This is a genomic window from Bacillus sp. AY3-1 (assembly GCF_008368785.1).
Lineage (GTDB): Bacteria > Bacillota > Bacilli > Bacillales > Bacillaceae_G > Bacillus_A > Bacillus_A wiedmannii.
The window spans coordinates 14,547-33,229 of the sequence record NZ_QORZ01000023.1 but is presented as its reverse complement, the minus strand read 5'-3'; the positions used below and the strand labels follow the sequence as shown (position 1 = coordinate 33,229).

At 32.1% G+C, this 18,683-nt stretch carries 21 protein-coding genes and 1 pseudogene; 14 read left to right on the top strand and 8 right to left on the bottom strand.

The window, feature by feature from the left end; all coding sequences use genetic code 11:
• Positions 1–58: 58 nt before the first annotated feature.
• Positions 59–682: a TetR/AcrR family transcriptional regulator gene (locus DN389_RS23270; RefSeq protein WP_142343517.1), complete on the bottom strand. Its 624-nt coding sequence runs from the start codon at positions 680–682 to the stop codon at positions 59–61.
• A 122-nt stretch (positions 683–804) separates the two neighbouring features.
• On the opposite strand from DN389_RS23270, the gene DN389_RS23265 reads away from it, so the two are divergent.
• Positions 805–3,036, top strand: a complete 2,232-nt coding sequence (locus DN389_RS23265; protein ID WP_098191263.1) for an MMPL family transporter — start codon at positions 805–807, stop codon at positions 3,034–3,036.
• Positions 3,037–3,083: 47 nt separating this feature from the next.
• On the opposite strand, the gene DN389_RS23260 is transcribed toward DN389_RS23265, so the two are convergent.
• Positions 3,084–3,266 (bottom strand): DUF4021 family protein, encoded by a 183-nt coding sequence (locus DN389_RS23260; RefSeq protein ID WP_088081732.1) that lies wholly within the window; start codon positions 3,264–3,266, stop codon positions 3,084–3,086.
• Between the two features lie 287 nt (positions 3,267–3,553).
• On the opposite strand from DN389_RS23260, the gene DN389_RS23255 reads away from it, so the two are divergent.
• The 3 genes from DN389_RS23255 (at position 3,554) to DN389_RS23245 (ending at position 5,713) form a co-directional block, all read left to right on the top strand.
• Complete coding sequence (locus DN389_RS23255; protein ID WP_098191264.1) at positions 3,554–4,081, top strand: GNAT family N-acetyltransferase; 528 nt, start codon at positions 3,554–3,556, stop codon at positions 4,079–4,081.
• Between the two features lie 34 nt (positions 4,082–4,115).
• On the top strand, positions 4,116–5,060 hold the full coding sequence (locus DN389_RS23250; protein WP_142343518.1) for a GNAT family N-acetyltransferase: 945 nt from the start codon (positions 4,116–4,118) through the stop codon (positions 5,058–5,060).
• A gap of 140 nt (positions 5,061–5,200) precedes the next feature.
• Complete coding sequence (locus tag DN389_RS23245) at positions 5,201–5,713, top strand: GNAT family N-acetyltransferase (protein ID WP_098191266.1); 513 nt, start codon at positions 5,201–5,203, stop codon at positions 5,711–5,713.
• 39 nt (positions 5,714–5,752) lie between these two features.
• Here the strand turns inward: DN389_RS23245 and DN389_RS23240 are convergent, their stop codons facing one another.
• Complete coding sequence (locus DN389_RS23240) at positions 5,753–6,640, bottom strand: DMT family transporter (RefSeq protein WP_098191267.1); 888 nt, start codon at positions 6,638–6,640, stop codon at positions 5,753–5,755.
• A 138-nt stretch (positions 6,641–6,778) separates the two neighbouring features.
• Here DN389_RS23240 and DN389_RS23235 point away from each other — a divergent pair, with 138 nt between their 5' ends.
• The 5 genes from DN389_RS23235 to DN389_RS23215 all read left to right on the top strand — a co-directional run bounded on the left by DN389_RS23235 (position 6,779) and on the right by DN389_RS23215 (position 10,974).
• Positions 6,779–7,372, top strand: a complete 594-nt coding sequence (locus tag DN389_RS23235; RefSeq protein ID WP_306461236.1) for a helix-turn-helix domain-containing protein — start codon at positions 6,779–6,781, stop codon at positions 7,370–7,372.
• A 70-nt stretch (positions 7,373–7,442) separates the two neighbouring features.
• Positions 7,443–8,354, top strand: a complete 912-nt coding sequence (locus DN389_RS23230; protein ID WP_149237655.1) for a hypothetical protein — start codon at positions 7,443–7,445, stop codon at positions 8,352–8,354.
• Between the two features lie 166 nt (positions 8,355–8,520).
• Positions 8,521–8,670 (top strand): aspartyl-phosphate phosphatase Spo0E family protein, encoded by a 150-nt coding sequence (locus tag DN389_RS23225; protein ID WP_000424361.1) that lies wholly within the window; start codon positions 8,521–8,523, stop codon positions 8,668–8,670.
• Positions 8,671–8,784: 114 nt separating this feature from the next.
• Positions 8,785–9,513, top strand: coding sequence for an alpha/beta fold hydrolase (locus DN389_RS23220; protein ID WP_098802070.1), 729 nt, complete (start codon positions 8,785–8,787; stop codon positions 9,511–9,513).
• Between the two features lie 60 nt (positions 9,514–9,573).
• Positions 9,574–10,974 carry a protoporphyrinogen oxidase gene (locus DN389_RS23215; RefSeq protein ID WP_149237654.1) on the top strand — a complete coding sequence of 467 codons (1,401 nt, stop codon included), beginning with the start codon at positions 9,574–9,576 and terminating at the stop codon, positions 10,972–10,974.
• A 68-nt stretch (positions 10,975–11,042) separates the two neighbouring features.
• Here DN389_RS23215 and DN389_RS23210 read toward each other — a convergent pair whose 3' ends face one another.
• Positions 11,043–11,591 (bottom strand): hypothetical protein, encoded by a 549-nt coding sequence (locus tag DN389_RS23210; protein WP_088122100.1) that lies wholly within the window; start codon positions 11,589–11,591, stop codon positions 11,043–11,045.
• A gap of 487 nt (positions 11,592–12,078) precedes the next feature.
• Between DN389_RS23210 and DN389_RS23200 the strand changes: the two genes are divergently transcribed.
• Positions 12,079–12,630 carry a GNAT family N-acetyltransferase gene (locus DN389_RS23200; protein WP_046954301.1) on the top strand — a complete coding sequence of 184 codons (552 nt, stop codon included), beginning with the start codon at positions 12,079–12,081 and terminating at the stop codon, positions 12,628–12,630.
• A gap of 38 nt (positions 12,631–12,668) precedes the next feature.
• Here DN389_RS23200 and DN389_RS23195 read toward each other — a convergent pair whose 3' ends face one another.
• Together DN389_RS23195 and cspD are read right to left on the bottom strand one after the other, a co-directional pair.
• On the bottom strand, positions 12,669–12,854 hold the full coding sequence (locus DN389_RS23195; RefSeq protein ID WP_000286202.1) for a cold-shock protein: 186 nt from the start codon (positions 12,852–12,854) through the stop codon (positions 12,669–12,671).
• Positions 12,855–12,940: 86 nt separating this feature from the next.
• Positions 12,941–13,144, bottom strand: coding sequence for a cold-shock protein CspD (gene cspD, locus DN389_RS23190; RefSeq protein WP_000176365.1), 204 nt, complete (start codon positions 13,142–13,144; stop codon positions 12,941–12,943).
• A 303-nt stretch (positions 13,145–13,447) separates the two neighbouring features.
• Between cspD and DN389_RS29250 the strand changes: the two are divergent.
• From DN389_RS29250 to DN389_RS23170, 3 genes and pseudogenes are all read left to right on the top strand, one after another.
• Positions 13,448–13,558 (top strand): annotated as a pseudogene (locus DN389_RS29250) (CPBP family intramembrane glutamic endopeptidase); the annotation flags it as partial.
• A 113-nt stretch (positions 13,559–13,671) separates the two neighbouring features.
• Positions 13,672–14,430 (top strand): NUDIX hydrolase, encoded by a 759-nt coding sequence (locus tag DN389_RS23180; protein WP_098191270.1) that lies wholly within the window; start codon positions 13,672–13,674, stop codon positions 14,428–14,430.
• 986 nt (positions 14,431–15,416) lie between these two features.
• A complete protein-coding gene (locus DN389_RS23170) occupies positions 15,417–16,058 on the top strand; it encodes a nucleoside/nucleotide kinase family protein (RefSeq protein ID WP_098085329.1) in 642 nt (213 codons plus the stop codon).
• A 36-nt stretch (positions 16,059–16,094) separates the two neighbouring features.
• Here the strand turns inward: DN389_RS23170 and DN389_RS23165 are convergent, their stop codons facing one another.
• Positions 16,095–16,856, bottom strand: coding sequence for an arginase family protein (locus DN389_RS23165; protein ID WP_060488740.1), 762 nt, complete (start codon positions 16,854–16,856; stop codon positions 16,095–16,097).
• A 189-nt stretch (positions 16,857–17,045) separates the two neighbouring features.
• Between DN389_RS23165 and DN389_RS23160 the strand changes: the two genes are divergently transcribed.
• The gene (locus DN389_RS23160; protein WP_142343525.1) at positions 17,046–17,672 is read left to right on the top strand and encodes a PRK06770 family protein; all 627 of its coding nucleotides are present in this window, start codon (positions 17,046–17,048) and stop codon (positions 17,670–17,672) included.
• Positions 17,673–17,731: 59 nt separating this feature from the next.
• Here the strand turns inward: DN389_RS23160 and DN389_RS23155 are convergent, their stop codons facing one another.
• The gene (locus DN389_RS23155; RefSeq protein WP_097916350.1) at positions 17,732–18,598 is read right to left on the bottom strand and encodes a LysR family transcriptional regulator; all 867 of its coding nucleotides are present in this window, start codon (positions 18,596–18,598) and stop codon (positions 17,732–17,734) included.
• Positions 18,599–18,683: the final 85 nt, after the last annotated feature.

Below are 18,683 nucleotides of genomic sequence, written 5' to 3'. Positions count from 1 at the left end.
ATAAAAGAGCATGTTTGAAAAAAATTTCAAACATGCTCTTTTATTAAAGGAAATCTATTTAATATGAATGACCTAACCCGTTCCAATAAAAAGAAACGATTTCTTGTGCTAATTCATCTATATTTGCAAGAATAGGATTGTGATTTTCATCTTTAAAATTCCCAATTGATAATAAAGATACGAAGGCATGGGCAGCAAATGTAGCATTTCCTTTCGGGATTTCTCCAAGTTGCATCGCGTTATCGAGTCCTTTTTCCAACACTTCATACATGTTATCTTCAGCATTTTTTAATTCCTTCAATTGCTCTTCGGATAAAGAGTGTTTTGCATCTTTCATAAAATTCTTCATATCAATATCCATCGTTGCGTGTAAGTAGACTTTAGCGAAGTCCAATAATCTTTCTTTTAAAGTCTTATTTGTAGAAAGGATTTGAGACATATTCTCGCGTATACGTACCATCATTTGAATCATAGTAGCGGTAAATAAATCTGCTTTTGTTGAATAGTAATAGTAGACGGTTGCTTTCGTAACACCACAAACTTTTGCAACTTCATCCATGGAAACGACTCGATAATTTTGAGTAAGAAATAGACGAGTTGCAACTTCCAAAATGGTTTCTTTTGTAGACTTTGTATTTTTATTTTGACGAGGCCTTCCGAGAGGACGGTGTTTTTGTTCCAAATCCATTCGCTCCTGACATGTATTGTTGAGATAATTATAACACAAAGTTTTATTCATTCTTGATTAATTAACCGACCAGTATATATAATTAATGTTAGAGGAAAAAAGGAAGGTGGGTTTTTATGAAAAAGCACCCGTTACATATGTTAGGGAGGCTTGTAGCAGGGAAGCATACACAGTGGATAACTTTATCGGTTTGGATTCTTATTACATTATTACTTTCATTTACATTGCCACAAGTAAACAGTACGAAAGAACCGAATCCGAAAAATTTACCTGAAACAGCTATGTCGCAGCAAGCGGAAGCACTAATGAAAAACGAGTTTCCGAATAATGCAGGGAATCCTTTGTTAGTAGTATGGTATAAAGATGGTGGATTACAGTCACAGGATTATAAACTCATACAAGACGTTTATAAAGAATTAAAGGCCAGTCCTTTAAAGGAACAATCAACGTTACCACCATTTGATACAATACCAGAACAAGTATTATCAAAAAGCGCATCAAAAGATGGTACATCATTTGTCACACCGGTATTCTTTAATAAATCTGCCGGAACAGATGTATTAAAAGGAAATCTTGAAGATTTAAGAAAGATAGTAAATAGTAAGGTGGAGGAAGATCCATTTAAACAAAAAATAAGTGAATCTGGTTTACATGTTCGATTATCTGGACCTGTAGGTATTCAAACTGATGCGGTTAGCTTATTTAGTCAAGCTGATGTGAAGCTGTTAGTTGCTACTGTACTACTCGTATTAGTCTTATTAATTTTACTGTATCGTTCACCAATTTTAGCAATTTTACCTTTACTTGTTGTGGGCTTTGCATACGGTATTATTAGTCCTACACTTGGTTTTATAGCTGGTCACGGATGGATTAAAGTAGATGCCCAAGCGATATCAATTATGACAGTATTATTGTTTGGTGCTGGAACGGACTATTGTTTATTTTTAATTTCGAGATATAGAGAGTACTTGCTAGAGGAAGAAAGTAAATATAAAGCATTGCAACTTGCAATTAAAGCTTCTGGCGGAGCAATTATAATGAGTGCGTTAACTGTTGTACTTGGATTAGGAACATTATTACTCGCTCATTACGGTGCTTTTCATCGATTTGCGGTACCATTTAGTGTTGCTGTATTCATAATGGGAATTGCTGCTTTAACAATTTTACCAGCGTTATTATTAATTTTCGGTAGAACTGCATTCTTCCCATTTATACCGAGAACAACTTCAATGAATGAGGAATTTGCAAGAAAGAAAAAGAAAGTCGTAAAAGTTAAAAAATCAAAAGGTGCCTTTAGTGAAAAACTTGGAGATGTTGTAGTACGAAGACCGTGGACAATAATTATGCTCACTGTATTTGTTTTAGGTGGATTGGCTTCAGTTGTACCACGTATTCAATACACATATGACTTATTAGAATCGTTTCCGAAAGATATGCCTTCACGTGAAGGGTTTACGTTAATTAGTGATCATTTTTCAGCTGGGGAACTAGCACCAGTAAAAGTTGTTGTTGATACGAAAGGAAAAGAGCTTCCTATTAAAGAAAAACTAGAGGGATTTTCTTTTGTAAATACAGTAAAAGACCCAAAAGAGGGTAAAGAAAATAAGCAAATACAAATGTATGAGGTTTCTTTAGCTGAAAATCCATACTCAATTGAAGCGTTAGATCAAATCCCTAAATTGAAAAGTAGTGTAGAAAAAGTATTAAAAGATGCTGGGATTAGTAATGCAGAAGATCAACTATGGATTGGCGGAGAAACAGCGTCATTATATGATACAAAGCAAATTACGGAACGTGATGAAGCAGTTATCATTCCAGTAATGATTAGTATTATAGCTTTATTATTACTTGTTTACTTACGATCTATTGTCGCGATGATTTATTTAATTGTAACTGTTGTATTATCGTTCTTCTCGGCACTAGGAGCAGGATGGCTATTACTTCATTATGGTATGGGAGCGCCAGCCATTCAAGGTGCGATACCGTTGTATGCATTCGTATTTCTAGTTGCTTTAGGTGAAGATTATAATATCTTTATGGTTTCTGAAATATGGAAAAACAGAAAGACACAAAATCACTTGGATGCAGTAAAAAATGGCGTTATACAAACAGGTAGTGTCATTACATCAGCAGGTTTAATTTTAGCAGGAACTTTTGCAGTGTTAGGTACACTTCCAATTCAAGTTCTTGTTCAATTTGGTATCGTAACTGCAATTGGTGTACTACTAGATACATTTATTGTTAGACCATTACTTGTACCAGCAATTACAGTTGTTCTAGGTCGCTTTGCTTTTTGGCCAGGAAAGCTTTCAAGAAAGAGTGAAGAAGTACAAAAGGTGGATGCATAGTTAAGAAAGCCAAGGATATTTTCCTTGGCTTTCTTCTATGTATTTTATTAATTTTTTGAAGTCAAATCATCAGTTACAGCATGATCAGCATCTTCAATAGCAGTTTCTGGCATTCCATATAAGCCGTTCATTGCTTGTTCTTCGATATTAAGATTTGCAGTATTATCATTTTGAATAGGTGTAGCGTTTTCGGTAACATTTTCTTTTTTATTTACATTTTTATTATTCATGTAGGCATCCTCCAAATTTCATTTGATTTATGTATAGTATGTGGTTGTATTTCTAGAAATATGTAAATGGATATTTTGTAGATGTAATATGTAAAATAAAAACCTTAAACGACAAGGAATAGAAGTTAAGATAAAAACCAGGAAGTTAGCCTTCAAAAATAAAAATAAGTATTTGTGGAAAATATAGGTTCATTTGTAGTTTAATAGTAAATAGATATAAAAGTTTTAATTTTCTTTATTTTATAACTGATGAAGAGTTCAAATATTTTAGTAGGGGGCGGAATAAGGTGAATTTCGTGAGCATTGAAAAAGATGAGATCCTAATTCGTAATATAGCAAAATTGTATTGTAGAGCATTTGAGAAAACAAGTTTCAATGAAATGATCGAACGAATAAATAGGCATATAGAATATACAGGTTTTAAAGGTATAGTAGCAATGAATGAGGTAAATGAAGTCGTTGGTTTTACTTATGGTTATCGCTCATTAGAAGGTCAGTACTATAATCAATTAATGAGAAAATCATTAAATTTTGGACAAGTAGAGCAATGGTTAGAAGATTGTTTTGAATTTGTAGAGTTAGCAGTTCACCCGCAATACCGAAATGACGGACTTGGAACAACATTACATAATGAGTTATTAGAAGGTATTTCAAATAGAACGAGTATTTTAACAACACAAATAAACAATAAAAAGGCACGTTCTTTATATGAAAGATTAGATTGGGTTGATGTATTAGAGCCATTTCATCCAAGTAAAAATGATGTTCCATATGTAATAATGGGAAAAAATTTAAAAATGAAAGTAAATGGATAACTATTTCGTTCACAAAAGTTAATGGTTTGTAACAATGAAGGGGAAAACAAAAATGATAATAATATCTATAGAAAAAGCTACAATTTTAGATGCTGAAAAGTTAACAGAAATAATGAAAAGAACATTTGATGAAGAAGCAAAACGATGGCTATGCGGTCAAGGTGATGTCATTGACTATAACATCCAACCGCCAGGGTATTCTTCAGTAGAAATGATGAAATATTCGATTGAAGAGCTAGATTCTTTCAAAGTGATAGTGGATGAAAAAATAATTGGGGGAATTATAGTTACGATTTCTGGTAAGTCATACGGTCGAATTGATCGTATTTTTGTAGATCCTGATTATCAAGGAAAAGGAATTGGATCACATGTTATTAAATCAATTGAAGTGGAATATCCAAGCATAAGGGTTTGGGATCTCGAAACATCCAGTAGACAACTTAATAATCATCATTTTTATGAAAAAATGGGCTATGAAATAATTTTTAAATCTGAAGATGAGTATTGTTATGTAAAAAGAATAACTGTAGAGTCAGCTAAAGAGAACCTGATTAAAAATAATGATATGAAAAATAGCCAATATGAAAACTGTAATCTAGCAAATACAGAGTATTATCAAGTGAATTTAAAAAACAGTTCCTTTGTTGGTAGCAATATGATGAATATGAAGATGAGTAATTGTAATGTGAGTCAATCAAAGTTTAGAAATATAAATTTTAAAAGTTCTTTATATGCCGATTTAAATCTTTCCGGTAGTAAATTTTCTTTTGTGACTTTAGGTGGAGTTCATTTTAAAGATACAAACCTTGGAGAAGGTAAACATCCTATTTCATTTAATAGATGTGATTTGGAAGGTAGTGCGATAAGTAATAGTAATCTGAAAAATATGGAAATAGAAAATTGTGATATAACTGGTATGAAAATAAATGGTACTCCAATTGAAAATCTGCTGGAGTTATATAATAGAGTAAAAAGTTAACCAATTGTAGATAAGCTGTTCATAAATTGGATGTTATACTGAAATGATTATGTAAAAATAACATAAAGAAATATAGAAGAGAAGGGGTTTCACCCGGGGGGCTAGAATAATTATTGTTATGAATATGGAGGGGAGAAAATATGGAGATCAAACTAAGAGCGGTAGAAATACAAGATGCTAGAGCAATTCATCGTATATGTATACAAGATGATGTATTACCTTATATGGTTTTCTTACCTAGTATGCGTGTAGATGCGATGGAAAATAGAATTCGTAATTTAGCGCCAAATCAATTTGAATTTGTTGCAGAGTATGATGGAAAAGTTGTTGGATTTGTTGGATTAACCCAAAGCCCAGGACGTAGATCTCATTCGGGGGATTTGTTTATGGGGGTAGATAGTGAATATCATAATAAAGGCATTGGGAAAACACTTCTTACAAAAATGCTTGATTTAGCTGATAATTGGTTAATGTTAGAGCGAGTAGAGCTTGGTGTTTTAGAAACGAATCCGAAAGCGAAATCGCTATATGAAAAATTTGGATTTGTAGAAGAGGGAATAAAATTAGGGAATTTGAAGGCTCACGGAAAGTTTATTAATGAAATTATGATGAGTCGTTTTAGACCTGATGGTTTAATTGTACATAATGAATAGTGAAAAGCATGACAAATTAATGTCATGCTTTTTTATTTGTTAGTTGTGATTTGGTAGTTTTGGTTGTAATAAGAATAATGCTAAACCAATAAAAATAACTGTAATGCCTAGCCCTTGTTGTAAAGAAATAGTCTCATTTAATATAAAGTACGCTAGTATACAAGTTCCAATCGTTTCTCCTAAAATACTCATAGAGATTACAGTAGCACTCATCCATTTTAATAACCAATTAAAAACTGTTTGCCCTAAAATTGTAGCAATAAATGCTAAGCCGATAAAGCACAACCAAGTTTGTGTAGAGTAATGGATGAAAGATTCTTGCTGCGTGTAGGCAAATATACCGAGAAAACAGGCGCTACTTCCATAACTAATTACCGAATACGGTATAAGAGATAAATCTTTACGAACATGTTGGCTAATGAAAAAGTAAGCGGTAATAATTCCGGCCGCAATAAAGGCTAAAATATCTCCGTATAATGCTTCTCCGCTAATTTGGAAGTCTTGCCATCCAATGACGATACTTCCTGAAATAGCGATGAGGCAACCAATAACCGCTCCTTTCGTAAATCTCTCTTTAAATAGAAAGTAACCACCAATCATTGAAAATAAAGGTTGTAACGTTACGATAACTGTAGAACTCGTTACAGAAGTATATTGTAATGATTCAAACCATAGTACGTAATGTGCAGCTAAAAATAGCCCGGATATGAATCCGAATCCCCATTGTTCTCTTGTTACTGTTTTTAGCTCGTTTCGATTATTTTTATTAAATAGTAATAACGGTAATAGAATCAGTGCAGCAAAAAATAAACGGTAAAAAGCAATGATAGCCGCAGGAGCATCTGCCAATTTTACGAAAATTGCTGAAGTTGATAGGGCGAATACGCCGAAAAATAAGATGCAATATGAAAGAATAGGTGATTTCACAGTTTGTCCCTCCGATAGATTGTTTATTATAATGAACTAAATACGATATAATGTACAAAGGTAAGTATATAAGTCCTTAAGGCGATAGGAAAGGATTATTTGCCTTTGTTTAGTATGTCAGCACAAAGACAATGAAACATGCAATATGATGGACGAAAGGAAGTTTTTATTATGATCCATGATAGGCTCGGACAAACTGTATTAAGTTATCGTAAGAAAAATAATATGACAATTCGGGAATTTGCTGATTATGCAGGGATTAGTACTTCACTAATTAGTCAAATTGAACGAGGATATGCGAATCCTTCTTTAAGTGTATTGGAATTAATTGCGAAAGCATTAAATGTACCGCTATTTACACTTTTTATTAATGAGATTGATACAGATTCACTCATTTCTAAGAAAAAAGATCGAAAAAAAGTGTATCGGGAGAACAATGATCACATTGTATATGATGTATTAACACCGGATTTTATGAAAGCACGTATTGAAATGTTAATAATGGATTTAAATAAACAAGCAAACACAACGGAAAGTCATTATTCACATGAAGATAAAGAAGAGATTGCTGTTGTTATGAAAGGAGAAGTGTATGTGGAGTTAGAAGGAAAAGAATATTTTTTAGAAGAAGGCGATGTTGTACGTATTCCGCCAAATGTGAAACATCGCTTTTTGAATAAAAGTGATGAATCCAATCATATTTTATTTGTATTGACACCATCTTTAGGATGAGTATTAAGTGATTTTTATTACGGGGGAAAAATAGGGGGAAAATAAAACTGTTTTAAGAGAGGGTCTTTCAATTATTTCTCAGTGTAAAAAACAAACAAATGATATTTGGCATGCGCATTTCGGAGCAGCTGCAATTGCTAGTTATTTTTTTATGAAAGATAACAATATGGAAGAAGAGATAAATCGTAGTATGTATTCTCAAACAAAAATGATGTTGAACAATCAAAACTTAGGTGAAATCATCGATAGTAAAAAAGAAATTGATTTTCAAAGTGCTGAAAAACTGATTATAAAATCAATGGAGCATACAATTGATGAACTTCATTGGGTGGGGCATAATGTCATTTATGCTGCATTAAGTTTATTAGCTATGAAAGAGTTACAAAAATGGGGGAATAATCAAGCAATTGAAGGGATTACTAACCTTATATTATCGTTTCGAAAAACAATTCCTGGTAGATCGTGGATTGGTTTTACGACGAAGGAAGTAAAACAATTAAGTATAAACGATGAGATAGAAAGTGAATTCAAAAATCCGAAACAATTATCTAAGTTTATTTTAAAGGAGCTCTCGCAATTTAATATTATTTATAGAGCGGAAGCGCATCATGATTTAATTGGTCATTTACTTACTTTTTCTCATGCAATTAATATTATGTATGATTTAGGGCATAGAGATATATTCCAACGAGGGATACGTCCACTGTTAAAACTAGTATACGTGTTACGTGCTAGTCAATATCTTATGCCGAATACTGGAATTAACTTGCACTCACCTATAGATCGTTTACCTTTAATCGAATCAAAACGTGCTTATGTATTACCAACAGAAAATCAATTTTGGCTAAAAGACTATAGTGCGTTTGATTGGGATTTCGGGCATGTTTTTAAATTCTCATATAGTTATTTTGATCATATAAAGAGAGCTCCAGAATATAAAGATATTACATTAGAGAAATTCCGATTTGTTATTAATACATAATGAAGTCTAATGATCTGTATAAAGGGTTAAATTTAAAATTTTTTGTTGATAGTATATTATTTTTTTATTTGTAAGATTTTACATGCTTATTTTACTTTTACTAATTATGTAAATAGGCTATACTAAAATACATATATTTTAGTATTGGAGAGAGAAGTAAAACGACATGGAATTAGTGAAATTGGAAAAAGTCATTGAAATAAAGAAAGAAGAACTTTTATATTTAGTATCGGATTACGGAATTCAACATGAAAAAGTATTGGCATTAAGTCAAGAAATAGACAAATTGATTAATTACTTTATGTTTTTAAAATAAAAAGAACTATGGCATGATTTGAAAATGTTATAGTTCTTTTTTATTTGGAAATTCAGATGTATATTCTATATACTGATAATAGATGGAATATTCTGTTTTGAAGGAGGGAGATATATGATATTACATACGCACATTTCAGGCGAAGGGGAACCAATTATGCTTTTACACTCTGGTGGTATGACAGGTTTAGTAGAGTATGAAGAGCAGGTAGCATTTTTTCGAGAAAAAAACTATCAAATCATTCGTCCTGATTTAAGAGGACATGGAAGATCAGGGGGGACGTTGGAGAATTATTTCCTACGATCTGTAAAGGATTTACATGATACGTTAGTGCATTTACAAATTGATAGATGTCATATAGCTGGTGTTTCACTAGGAGGATTAGTCGCTTTATTATTTGCAAAAAAATATCAAGATAAAGTGAGAACATTAACTTTTTCAGGTATCTTTCCGGTTAAGAGAGAAAATTGGGAGGAGTCTCAAGAGTATGAAGCAAAGTGTCATCAGGAATTGATGGAAAATGAAGAAGTTGTAACGTATATGAATCAAATTCATGAAAAAAGTGATTGGAAAGCATTACTTGAATCGTGGCAAGTTAAAGATTGGTACCCATTTGATGAAACAGGTGATGTAGCTAATCTTCAAATACCTACACTTTGTATTGCTGGGGGAGATGCAGAAGATGAAGTTACAGCTACTACAACGTTCAAACAATTAAACGATAATATTCACATTGCTGTTATTCCGTTTGCTGGTCATTTAGTGCATAACGATCAACCAGAAATATATTCGAATATATTGTCTAATTTCTTACAGAATGCACAAGCTGCTAGTCGAATATAAGGACTTTTGGGTATAATAATAAAGGAATTATTAATTGTATCGGTTAGGAGCGCAGCACATATGAAAACAGTTGTTGTTATCGGTGGAGGTATAACGGGACTTTCTACTATGTTTTATTTAGAAAAATTAAAAAAGGATAATAATATCGATTTAAATTTAATCCTTGTAGAAAAAGAAGAGTACTTAGGTGGTAAAATCCATAGTGTAGAAGAAAAGGATTTTATTATGGAATCAGGAGCGGATTCTATCGTTGCTCGTAATGAATATGTTATGCCGCTTGTAAAAGATTTAAATTTAGAAGAAGAAATGGTGTATAACGAAACGGGTATTTCTTACATATATTCTAATAATACTTTACATCCAATTCCTTCTGACACTATATTTGGGATACCGATGAGTGTCGAGTCTTTGTTTAGCAGTACGCTAGTATCAACGAAAGGGAAAATTGTAGCTTTAAAAGATTTCATAACGAAAAATAAAGAGTTTACAAAAGATACTTCGCTTGCTGTATTTTTAGAAAGCTTTTTAGGGAAAGAGTTAGTGGAAAGACAAATTGCTCCGGTGCTTTCAGGAGTATATTCCGGTAAATTGAATGAACTTACTATGGCATCGACATTACCGTATTTACTGGATTATAAAAATAAATATGGAAGTATTATTAAAGGTTTTGAAGAGAATAAAAAACAGTTTCAATCAGCAGGAAACAAAAAGTTCGTATCATTTAAAGGTGGACTATCTACGATTATTGATCGTTTAGAAGAAATGCTGACTGAGACAGTCGTTAAGAAAGGCGCTGTAACGACTGCTGTAAGGAAACAAGGTGATCGCTATGAAATCTCCTTTGCAAATCATGAATCAATCCAAGCTGATTATGTTGTTTTAGCAGCTCCGCATGATATCGCACAAACTTTATTACAGTCTAATGAGTTAAACGAGCAGTTTCATACATTTAAAAACTCATCTCTTATAAGTATTTACTTAGGATTTGATATACTTGATGAACAATTACCGGCGGACGGCACAGGATTTATCGTAACGGAAAACAGTGATTTACATTGTAATGCGTGTACATGGACAAGCCGGAAGTGGAAGCATACATCGGGAAAACAAAAGCTATTAGTAAGAATGTTTTATAAGAGTACAAATCCAGTATATGAAACGATTAAAAATTATAGTGAAGAAGAATTGGTACAAGTCGCTTTATATGATATTGAAAAGAGTCTCGGAATTAAAGGCGAACCAGAAGTAGTTGAAGTTACAAATTGGAAAGATTTAATGCCGAAATATCATTTAGAACATAATCAAGCTGTTCAAATATTACAAGAAAAAATGACGGATCTTTATCCTAATGTATACTTAGCTGGAGCCTCATATTACGGTGTCGGAATTGGTGCGTGTATTGGAAATGGAAAGAACATTGCAAATGAAATAATTGCAACATTAAATGAATCGTCAAACTAACATAGAATACATAAAAAAATAAATAAATAAATAAAATGTCCCTCCAGTATATTAGAGGGACGTTTTATTTATTTCACTTGAATTGAGATTTTTTTATTAGTTGTATGATTCTCAGTAATCGTTAATGTTATGTTCCCAGATTCTTTAAATGAATATGATGAGAGTTGATAAAGCTCTTTTATGCCATGTTTCTCTTTTAATTTATTGGCTGGAAGTGATGTTATGTTCGGTTTCCATGTTTCCTGTTTACCCGAAGGATAGTTAACTATTATTTCTGGATTATTTAATTGCATTACTTCCCAAGAGGCAAAATGTAGTTCAACTTCTGTATCTTTCTTTAGTAATACTTCTGAGAAATATCCAAGCTCTCCGACATTACCGAAAACAGTAAAGTTTTGATTTTGTAATGTGATATCTAAATGTTTAGGTTGATAGGTTGCTGCGTGATAGATTCCATATGAAAGCGAAAGAGTGGAAGCGATTAACATGCCGATTGAAAATGTCATAAAGCTATTACCTTTAAAACTAGTCATCATGAATGAATTTGGGGCGAACTTTTTTGCAAATAAAAATATGAGTAATATGAGTAAGAGGGATAAGCCGATGAATATATACATAGAACATTTACACCTCCACAGAAAAATATAACGTTAACTACATTTTACCATAAATGTATGGAACAGGGGTTTGTTTTAAAAGGGAAAAGTGAGCATGGAATCGAAATTATAAGACGGAGTGGTGAAAATAAAAATAATACAATTAATTTTTATAAATAAAGGTAAGAGCAGGGAATGTGATTTTATCCTTTTGTTAATGAGTTAGATACACTACTTAGAGAAACTGGTTTTTTAAGTGTAAACTGGAGACCAACAGCTCTTGGGCATTAGTTGCAAATAAATAGAGCATAAAGAGGTAATCATAGTATTTTGATCACCTCTTTATTTTTTCTAATCATGCAAAAGCAAGAAGGGTTATTTTTAGTTCGTATTGAATTAAGAGGATAAGCTTCTCTAGAAATATTTGATAAATGGGACATTGAGGACTTTCCTAATTATAAATACTTTTTCTGCTATAATGAATGAGTAGAAAGAAAGGAGTGATCCTGTGGCGTTTCCTATATTAGAAACAGAACGTTTGCGTTTAGTTGAAATAGAACAATCTTATTGTCAAAAAATATATGAAATCTTTTCATTGGATGAAGTAACGTGTTATTACGGTATGAATTCTTTTACGGAGTTTGGACAAGCTTCACGTATGATTGAATCTTTTTCAAAAAATTACTTTGAGAAAAAGGCAATACGATGGGGGATTGTATTAAAAGAAACAAATACTTTAGTGGGTACAATTGGATTAAATAATTTACAACTATGGAGTAAACGATCTGAAATTGGATATGACTTACATCCTCGTTATTGGGGGAATGGTTATGCGTCAGAAGCGGCTCGAGAAATTATTCATTATGGATTTCGAGATTTAGGCTTATTTAGAATTGGAGCTATTACATACCCTGAAAATGTTACTTCTTGTAAAATGTTATCTAAAATAGGCTTTCATAAGGAAGGGTTATTACGTGGATATATTCATCAAGGAAATAAGCAACATGATGCACTATTGTATTCTATAGTACGAACGGATGTAGAGGATATAAATTTATAATAAAAAACCCCTCTTATAAAAGAGGGGTTAAGTAAAAATTAACCTATTTTAGGTAATAAACGTTCTCCGCTTTTCATGCTACTTTTACATAAAGGGCATTTAGGCTCTTCTTCAAATGAAAAATTCTTTCTCATCCATCCTAAACAATCCTCTGATTCACATTCCCAGACAGGGGTTTGTTCTGGTGGTACTTCAGCTACATCGTTCTTTCGATTGCGATACATATAACCACTCCTTTTATGTAAAAAATTTTAGTTATATATTAAAAAGGTTGTTAACCGAGCTGGTAACAACCTTTTTATTGTTTGAATTATAGCTTTACAACGTTTTTAGCTTGAGGTCCACGGTTACCGTCTTCAACTTCGAAGCTAACTTCTTGACCTTCGTCAAGAGATTTGAAGCCGTCGCCAGTGATAGCTGAGAAGTGAACGAATACGTCGTTACCGTCTGCAACTTCGATGAAACCGAAACCTTTTTCGCTGTTAAACCATTTTACTTTACCTGTTAATGTCATGGTAATGCCTCCTAAAATTTAAAAAGATTACAATATGATCGGCCTTATTTGAATGAAAAATAAAAGTTCACATATTATCAAACACCCATAAGGAGTACAAAATAATCCTGATTGATACTTGATAATATGCAAAGGAAATATGGTGTTAAATTGACCTTAATTACTATCTTACAACAAATGGTGGGAAATAGCAAGTGCTGGTAATACCAGTGTGCAACGAGATAGAGAAAATTGGAAAAGACACAAAGACATCTCTTTTATTTATATATTATTCCTAATTTTGGTTTATGCTAAACTGAGAACATTTTTCTTGGGATTTTTGTCACGTCCTTTTTATTTGGTTTTCTTCAATTGCTAAATCCAGGTATTACAATTCTTTCAATATCTAATGTAATTTTAGTTGGTGTAGCTGCCTTTATTCAATTTTTCTTCCACAGAAACTAACGAAGAGCCATATTTTAAGTATTATGAGGAAATTCATTGTATAATTTTACTAACTTAATAAAAATACTGGAGGGAACGGATTAATGAAGAAGTTCTATAAGATAAATGAATCAAAAGAGAACAATGATAAACCACATTCAGTAACTGAATTTGAAAATATAACAAATAAAGAATTTCCTTATTACCAAAAAGGAAGCAAATATGCTTGTTGTGAATTTTGTGGAAGTGTTGTGAGCATTACAAATGGAGCAAATAATAATTCTTGCTCTAATGCCACTCGCGCTATGTACGCTAAACATACTTCCCTGAAGGATGGTCTTCCATTCGATCCTGATTATAAAAATTGTATAGGATATTCAGGAAACGCGGGAGGTTGGCAACAGATTTTCACTCAAGAAAAAGGAGTATTAAAAAATCAAAAACTGGAAAACTATATAAATTCCCACAAGGTCGATATTGCAAAAGAACTTTTTGATTTAATTGGCATCCGCTTCTCAAATACTAGTGGAGTAAATAATCTTTTTAATGAAATGTATGAATCTTTCACAGCAAATAAGGGTTTATATGTTGAAAAATGGTATCCGTCAACCGTACCATTTTTGTTAATGCAGAGAACATCAAACCTAAATTTTTGGGGATATATAGTAAATGATGCTATTGTGCAAGAATTAAAGAATGAAGGAATTAAAATTGATGGGAATCAATTTAAAGAATCTGATTATCAAATAAGTTTTGATTTGAATAAAGATGATTTTCCGACGCATATTATTGTTAGGTTGCTAGATTCAAAGGGGAATTTTGTCGATGTTTCAAAATGCTCATTGAATAAAATATTTGAATAAGTATTTTTGAGCTAATAGCTGAGTTCATTATGCCACCTTAAGGGTGGCTTTTTTATGTTGTTTTGTAAAATGTATTTTACATTTGTTGAGTTTTTTGTTGGTGATTTTTCCTAAAATTATTATAATCTATGTAGTTAAATAAATTCATGCACAGCTTTTTCTTATTCTGTAGTCTTTGTTATTTAATCTTTCTAACCCACTCAAAAAGCGAAAAGAAACGCCATTCCTACCGCTTGATAAGTCTTATAAAATTGTGAAATTGTTCCAGTATTTACTCTATAAACTTATCAGGAGTTTCAAAGTAGCGAGCTGTACACCCATAGAAATTATTATAGCAAAACAAAAAAAGGGATTCCCTGAAATTTGGAAGTTACGTTGAAATTATTTTTATTTCTGTCGATTTCTCGTTCTTCTCAATCAATTAGGATTTAATTTAAAAAATAGTCGGTGCCAATAATAGAAAGGAGTTTTAGATTCAAGGATTTAATTCAGAAAATAAAATCACTCGAATATCTTTCAATTCTTTTTTATAAGCTTTATTTGCATATTGATTTGTATAGACAATTTTTTATTATACAATGGATTTAATAGTAAAGAAAGCGAGAACTTATGACAGAACAGATTCAAAAAATTGAAAAGGTCAAATGCTTACTTGGACATAATGAAGAAAATTGAAGAGCCTGAGGATTTAATCTTTGAATTTCAGCGTAATCACGGGACAATCACAACACTACTGACTGACCTTGTAAAACACACTAATGATGCTATGATTGAAATCAATAATATGCACAGGCTTATTGAAGGAAATAACTTGAAATAGAGAAAAGGCCGCAACAACGGGCTTTTTGTTTGCTTTATATTGAATTGAGCCTTAGTATAATTATCACAACAATCATGCTTTCTATCGCTTCAATTGTTTTATGGAGACAGTTATGGGGTAGAAAAGAGAAACAACGAGATTTAAGTTAATGAAAGTGGGAGAAACTATGGGGATTATAGCGTTTGAGGGAGCGAGTGCGGTTGGTAAGAGCAGCACGTCTCGTGAATTAGAAAAAAATCATGGTGCTTATATTATACCTGAAGTGAATTTTTTATTTGAAAGACCAAAAAACGAACATAGAACATGGTATTTTGAAAAACAAGTAGAGCGTTGGAAAATAGCAGTGCAGAAGTCAGAGCAATATGAATTAGTAATACTTGATGGTGATATTTATCAGCCACTTAGTTATAATTGGTGTTTCCATTTTGATATATTTAATCAGCCATTATCTTTAATAGAAAACTTTTATAAAGAAAAGCTGATCAATAAGGAAATTGGTTTTCCTGATCAATATTTTTATTTATATACGAATGATGAAGAACTTAGAAAACGGAAAGAATCTGACGAGACAAAAAGAAGAAGAAACTTTGAAAAACATTTACATATATCAAAATCGTTTCAACGTTATTATGAAAATTTAAATACCGTTACAGACGGGTACTGCAAAATGATTGATGCGAAAAGTGTAAAATCGAATGAGTTAGAAATTGTGAAAAGTTTAAACTGTTTAAATGTGTCTGAAGAGAGCCGTTTTGATGTTTCAAGGTTAGATGCGATTACGAAGTGGTTAAAAGAACATCGTGCATAAAAACAACGAGTGCCTTATAAGGTACTCGTTGTTTTTTTATGTATTATATATTGATTTTAAAATTTGTAAGTTCGCTTTTTCATTTTTCTTAATAGCATTTGCATATTTAGCTAGAAAGAGCTGAGAAGGATAAACCGGTAGTTCACCACAAATGTCGATACCATAAACATTTTTATTCCTAATAAGAGAATGTAAACATTTTAATAGTGTAGAAAGTTTCATATGTCCTTGATCCCAATTTGTAATAGTTACTTTTGAATCTAAAACATCTTTATCAATGCTTACATATATAGTATCTGTATGAATATGCGAAAGTATCGTATGTGTAGATACTTCATAAGTTGTATCTATCGGGAATACTTCTACGCATGAATAATCATTAGAATGAATGGTTAAAGAAGAAGGTCCGATAATAATTACTTTCTTTAATTTCGGGTTATTTTGAAGTGCGAATGATACCCATGAACCGCAAGAAATAAGAGTATGTTCATTTTCTTCTTTTAAGTTCATGTCAGTGTGATGATCAAATAAAATAAGGCTAAATGGTTCATCTATTTCTTTTAGTAGCAAATAAGATACATAATGATAATTTCCAGAACCGATAAAGGTGATTCCTCTTTGCTTTCTACGATATAACTCCCGTTTTATTCGCTTTAAAGAAGGAGTCTCGCAATACAGGTTTGCGTGCTCTAAATGACTAAAATCAATATCTTCATGTGAATAAGAATGAAGTTTATTTTGTAATAAATATGTATCGTCAAAGTTTAAAAAAGTTAAACCGCTATACAATAAACTCATATTTATTCATCTCCTTTATATGTAGGCTAGCATATATTTTTATAAAATTAAAACGAAATGCTTAGAGATGGATCTGCATTTGAAAAAGACGGGTATTTTGACGGAATAATCTTTCAATTTACAAAGAAAAGAAATATAATATAAGGAAATATATATATGGTTCAAGAAATAGAAAATACGAAATGGGATATGTGGGAGGAAACAGGCAAGATGAAAACATTTTTTAAAATAATAGGTATTATAGCTGGTATGGCGGTAATTGGCGTAGGTGTAACATATGGTATGCTGTATTATCTAAATAATAGTAAACCAGCTGCGAAAAAGGCATCACCAGCTGCTCCGGCAGCAGAAGTACTAGCTGATAGTAATGTAAAAGCTGAAGATGCAAAGCTTTTAGAAAATGGTAATCATTCATTACCGAATAGTGGTTTTAATAAAAATTTTAAGTGGACAGATGAAAACATACAGACAGCATTACATGAAATGGCACATCAAAAAACGAAGGCTGATCAAAAGTGGGGCTATATTTTTATCACACAAGAACGTATTGAAAGTTTACTTGATATTGTAAAGAGTAATGACCTAGTACAAGGAAATACATATGCAGATATTTTAGAGAGATGGCAACAAGGAAAATATGAAAAGATGAATGCGGATCACAACAAGATTTGGAAATTACAAAGCGGAAATTTAGGTGAAGGAAAAGGAGTAATGTCAGAAGCAGAACAAAAAGAGTTAATTAATCAATTGTTTATGCAAAAAGGTACTTATTCAGGCAGTAAATTAATTGCAGATGGGGGACAGACTAATAAATAAGATACTATTGGAAGAGAGTAAGTGCTTATTAGGCAGTTACTCTTTTTTTTGTGCACCTTTTAGTCCCGCTCTAGTAAGGAAAGAAACGATTGTAAAACGGGTGAAATCCATCTAGATTTATGATAAATTACATGGCTTTGAATAACTGCTGGAGTTTCGATAGGCTGAAAACAGAGTTGCTCTTTTTCGCAACTTTCTTGTACAACGATGTAAGGAAGAATTGAAATTCCTAACTCACACATCACAGATTGTTTAATGACTTCAACGTTGGAAGTTTCAAATGTTTTAGCTGGAATATTCCCGCTTTGACGTAAAAAACGATCTACCATCGGTCTATAGCCACAGCTTTGTTCTGTAAAGATAAATTGGGTATTGTTTAGTAAACAAAATGGATTAGAGTGTGTTGAGTAATGTGTAGGTAAAATCCATCCAAATGCTTCATTACAAAAAGTACGTGTAATAAAATCATTATGTTCCATACTTTCCCCGATTATGAAAATAACATCTGTTTCTCCTTCACGCAGCTTATTCATTGCTTGTTCGTTTGTAGTTGTTTCCAGTACGATATTTACTTTCGGATTTTCCTGTTTGTAAGTACGTAACAATTGTGGTAATCGGTACACTGCTAATGATTCGTTAGACGTAATACTTAAGGTTCCCTTTAAATCATCACTATTTTGAGGGATTTCTTGCGCTTTTTCATAAATAGCTAGTAATTCTAGGGCATAAGGATGAAATTGATGACCTGCTTTTGTAAGAAGTACTTTTTTTCCTAATCGATCGAATAGAGGGAGACGTAAATCGTTTTCTAATGCTTTTATATGCGCTGTCACAGTAGATTGCGCATAACCTAACGCATGAGCAGCTTTAGAAAAACCACCATACTTAACAATCGCACAAAATGTTTTAACATGTCTCATTTCCATAAGCAATCCCTCTTTTATTATCATGATTTGTGAATGATTATATCACGTATTTCAATTTTCCAAATGATTAAATCCTTTATAAAAT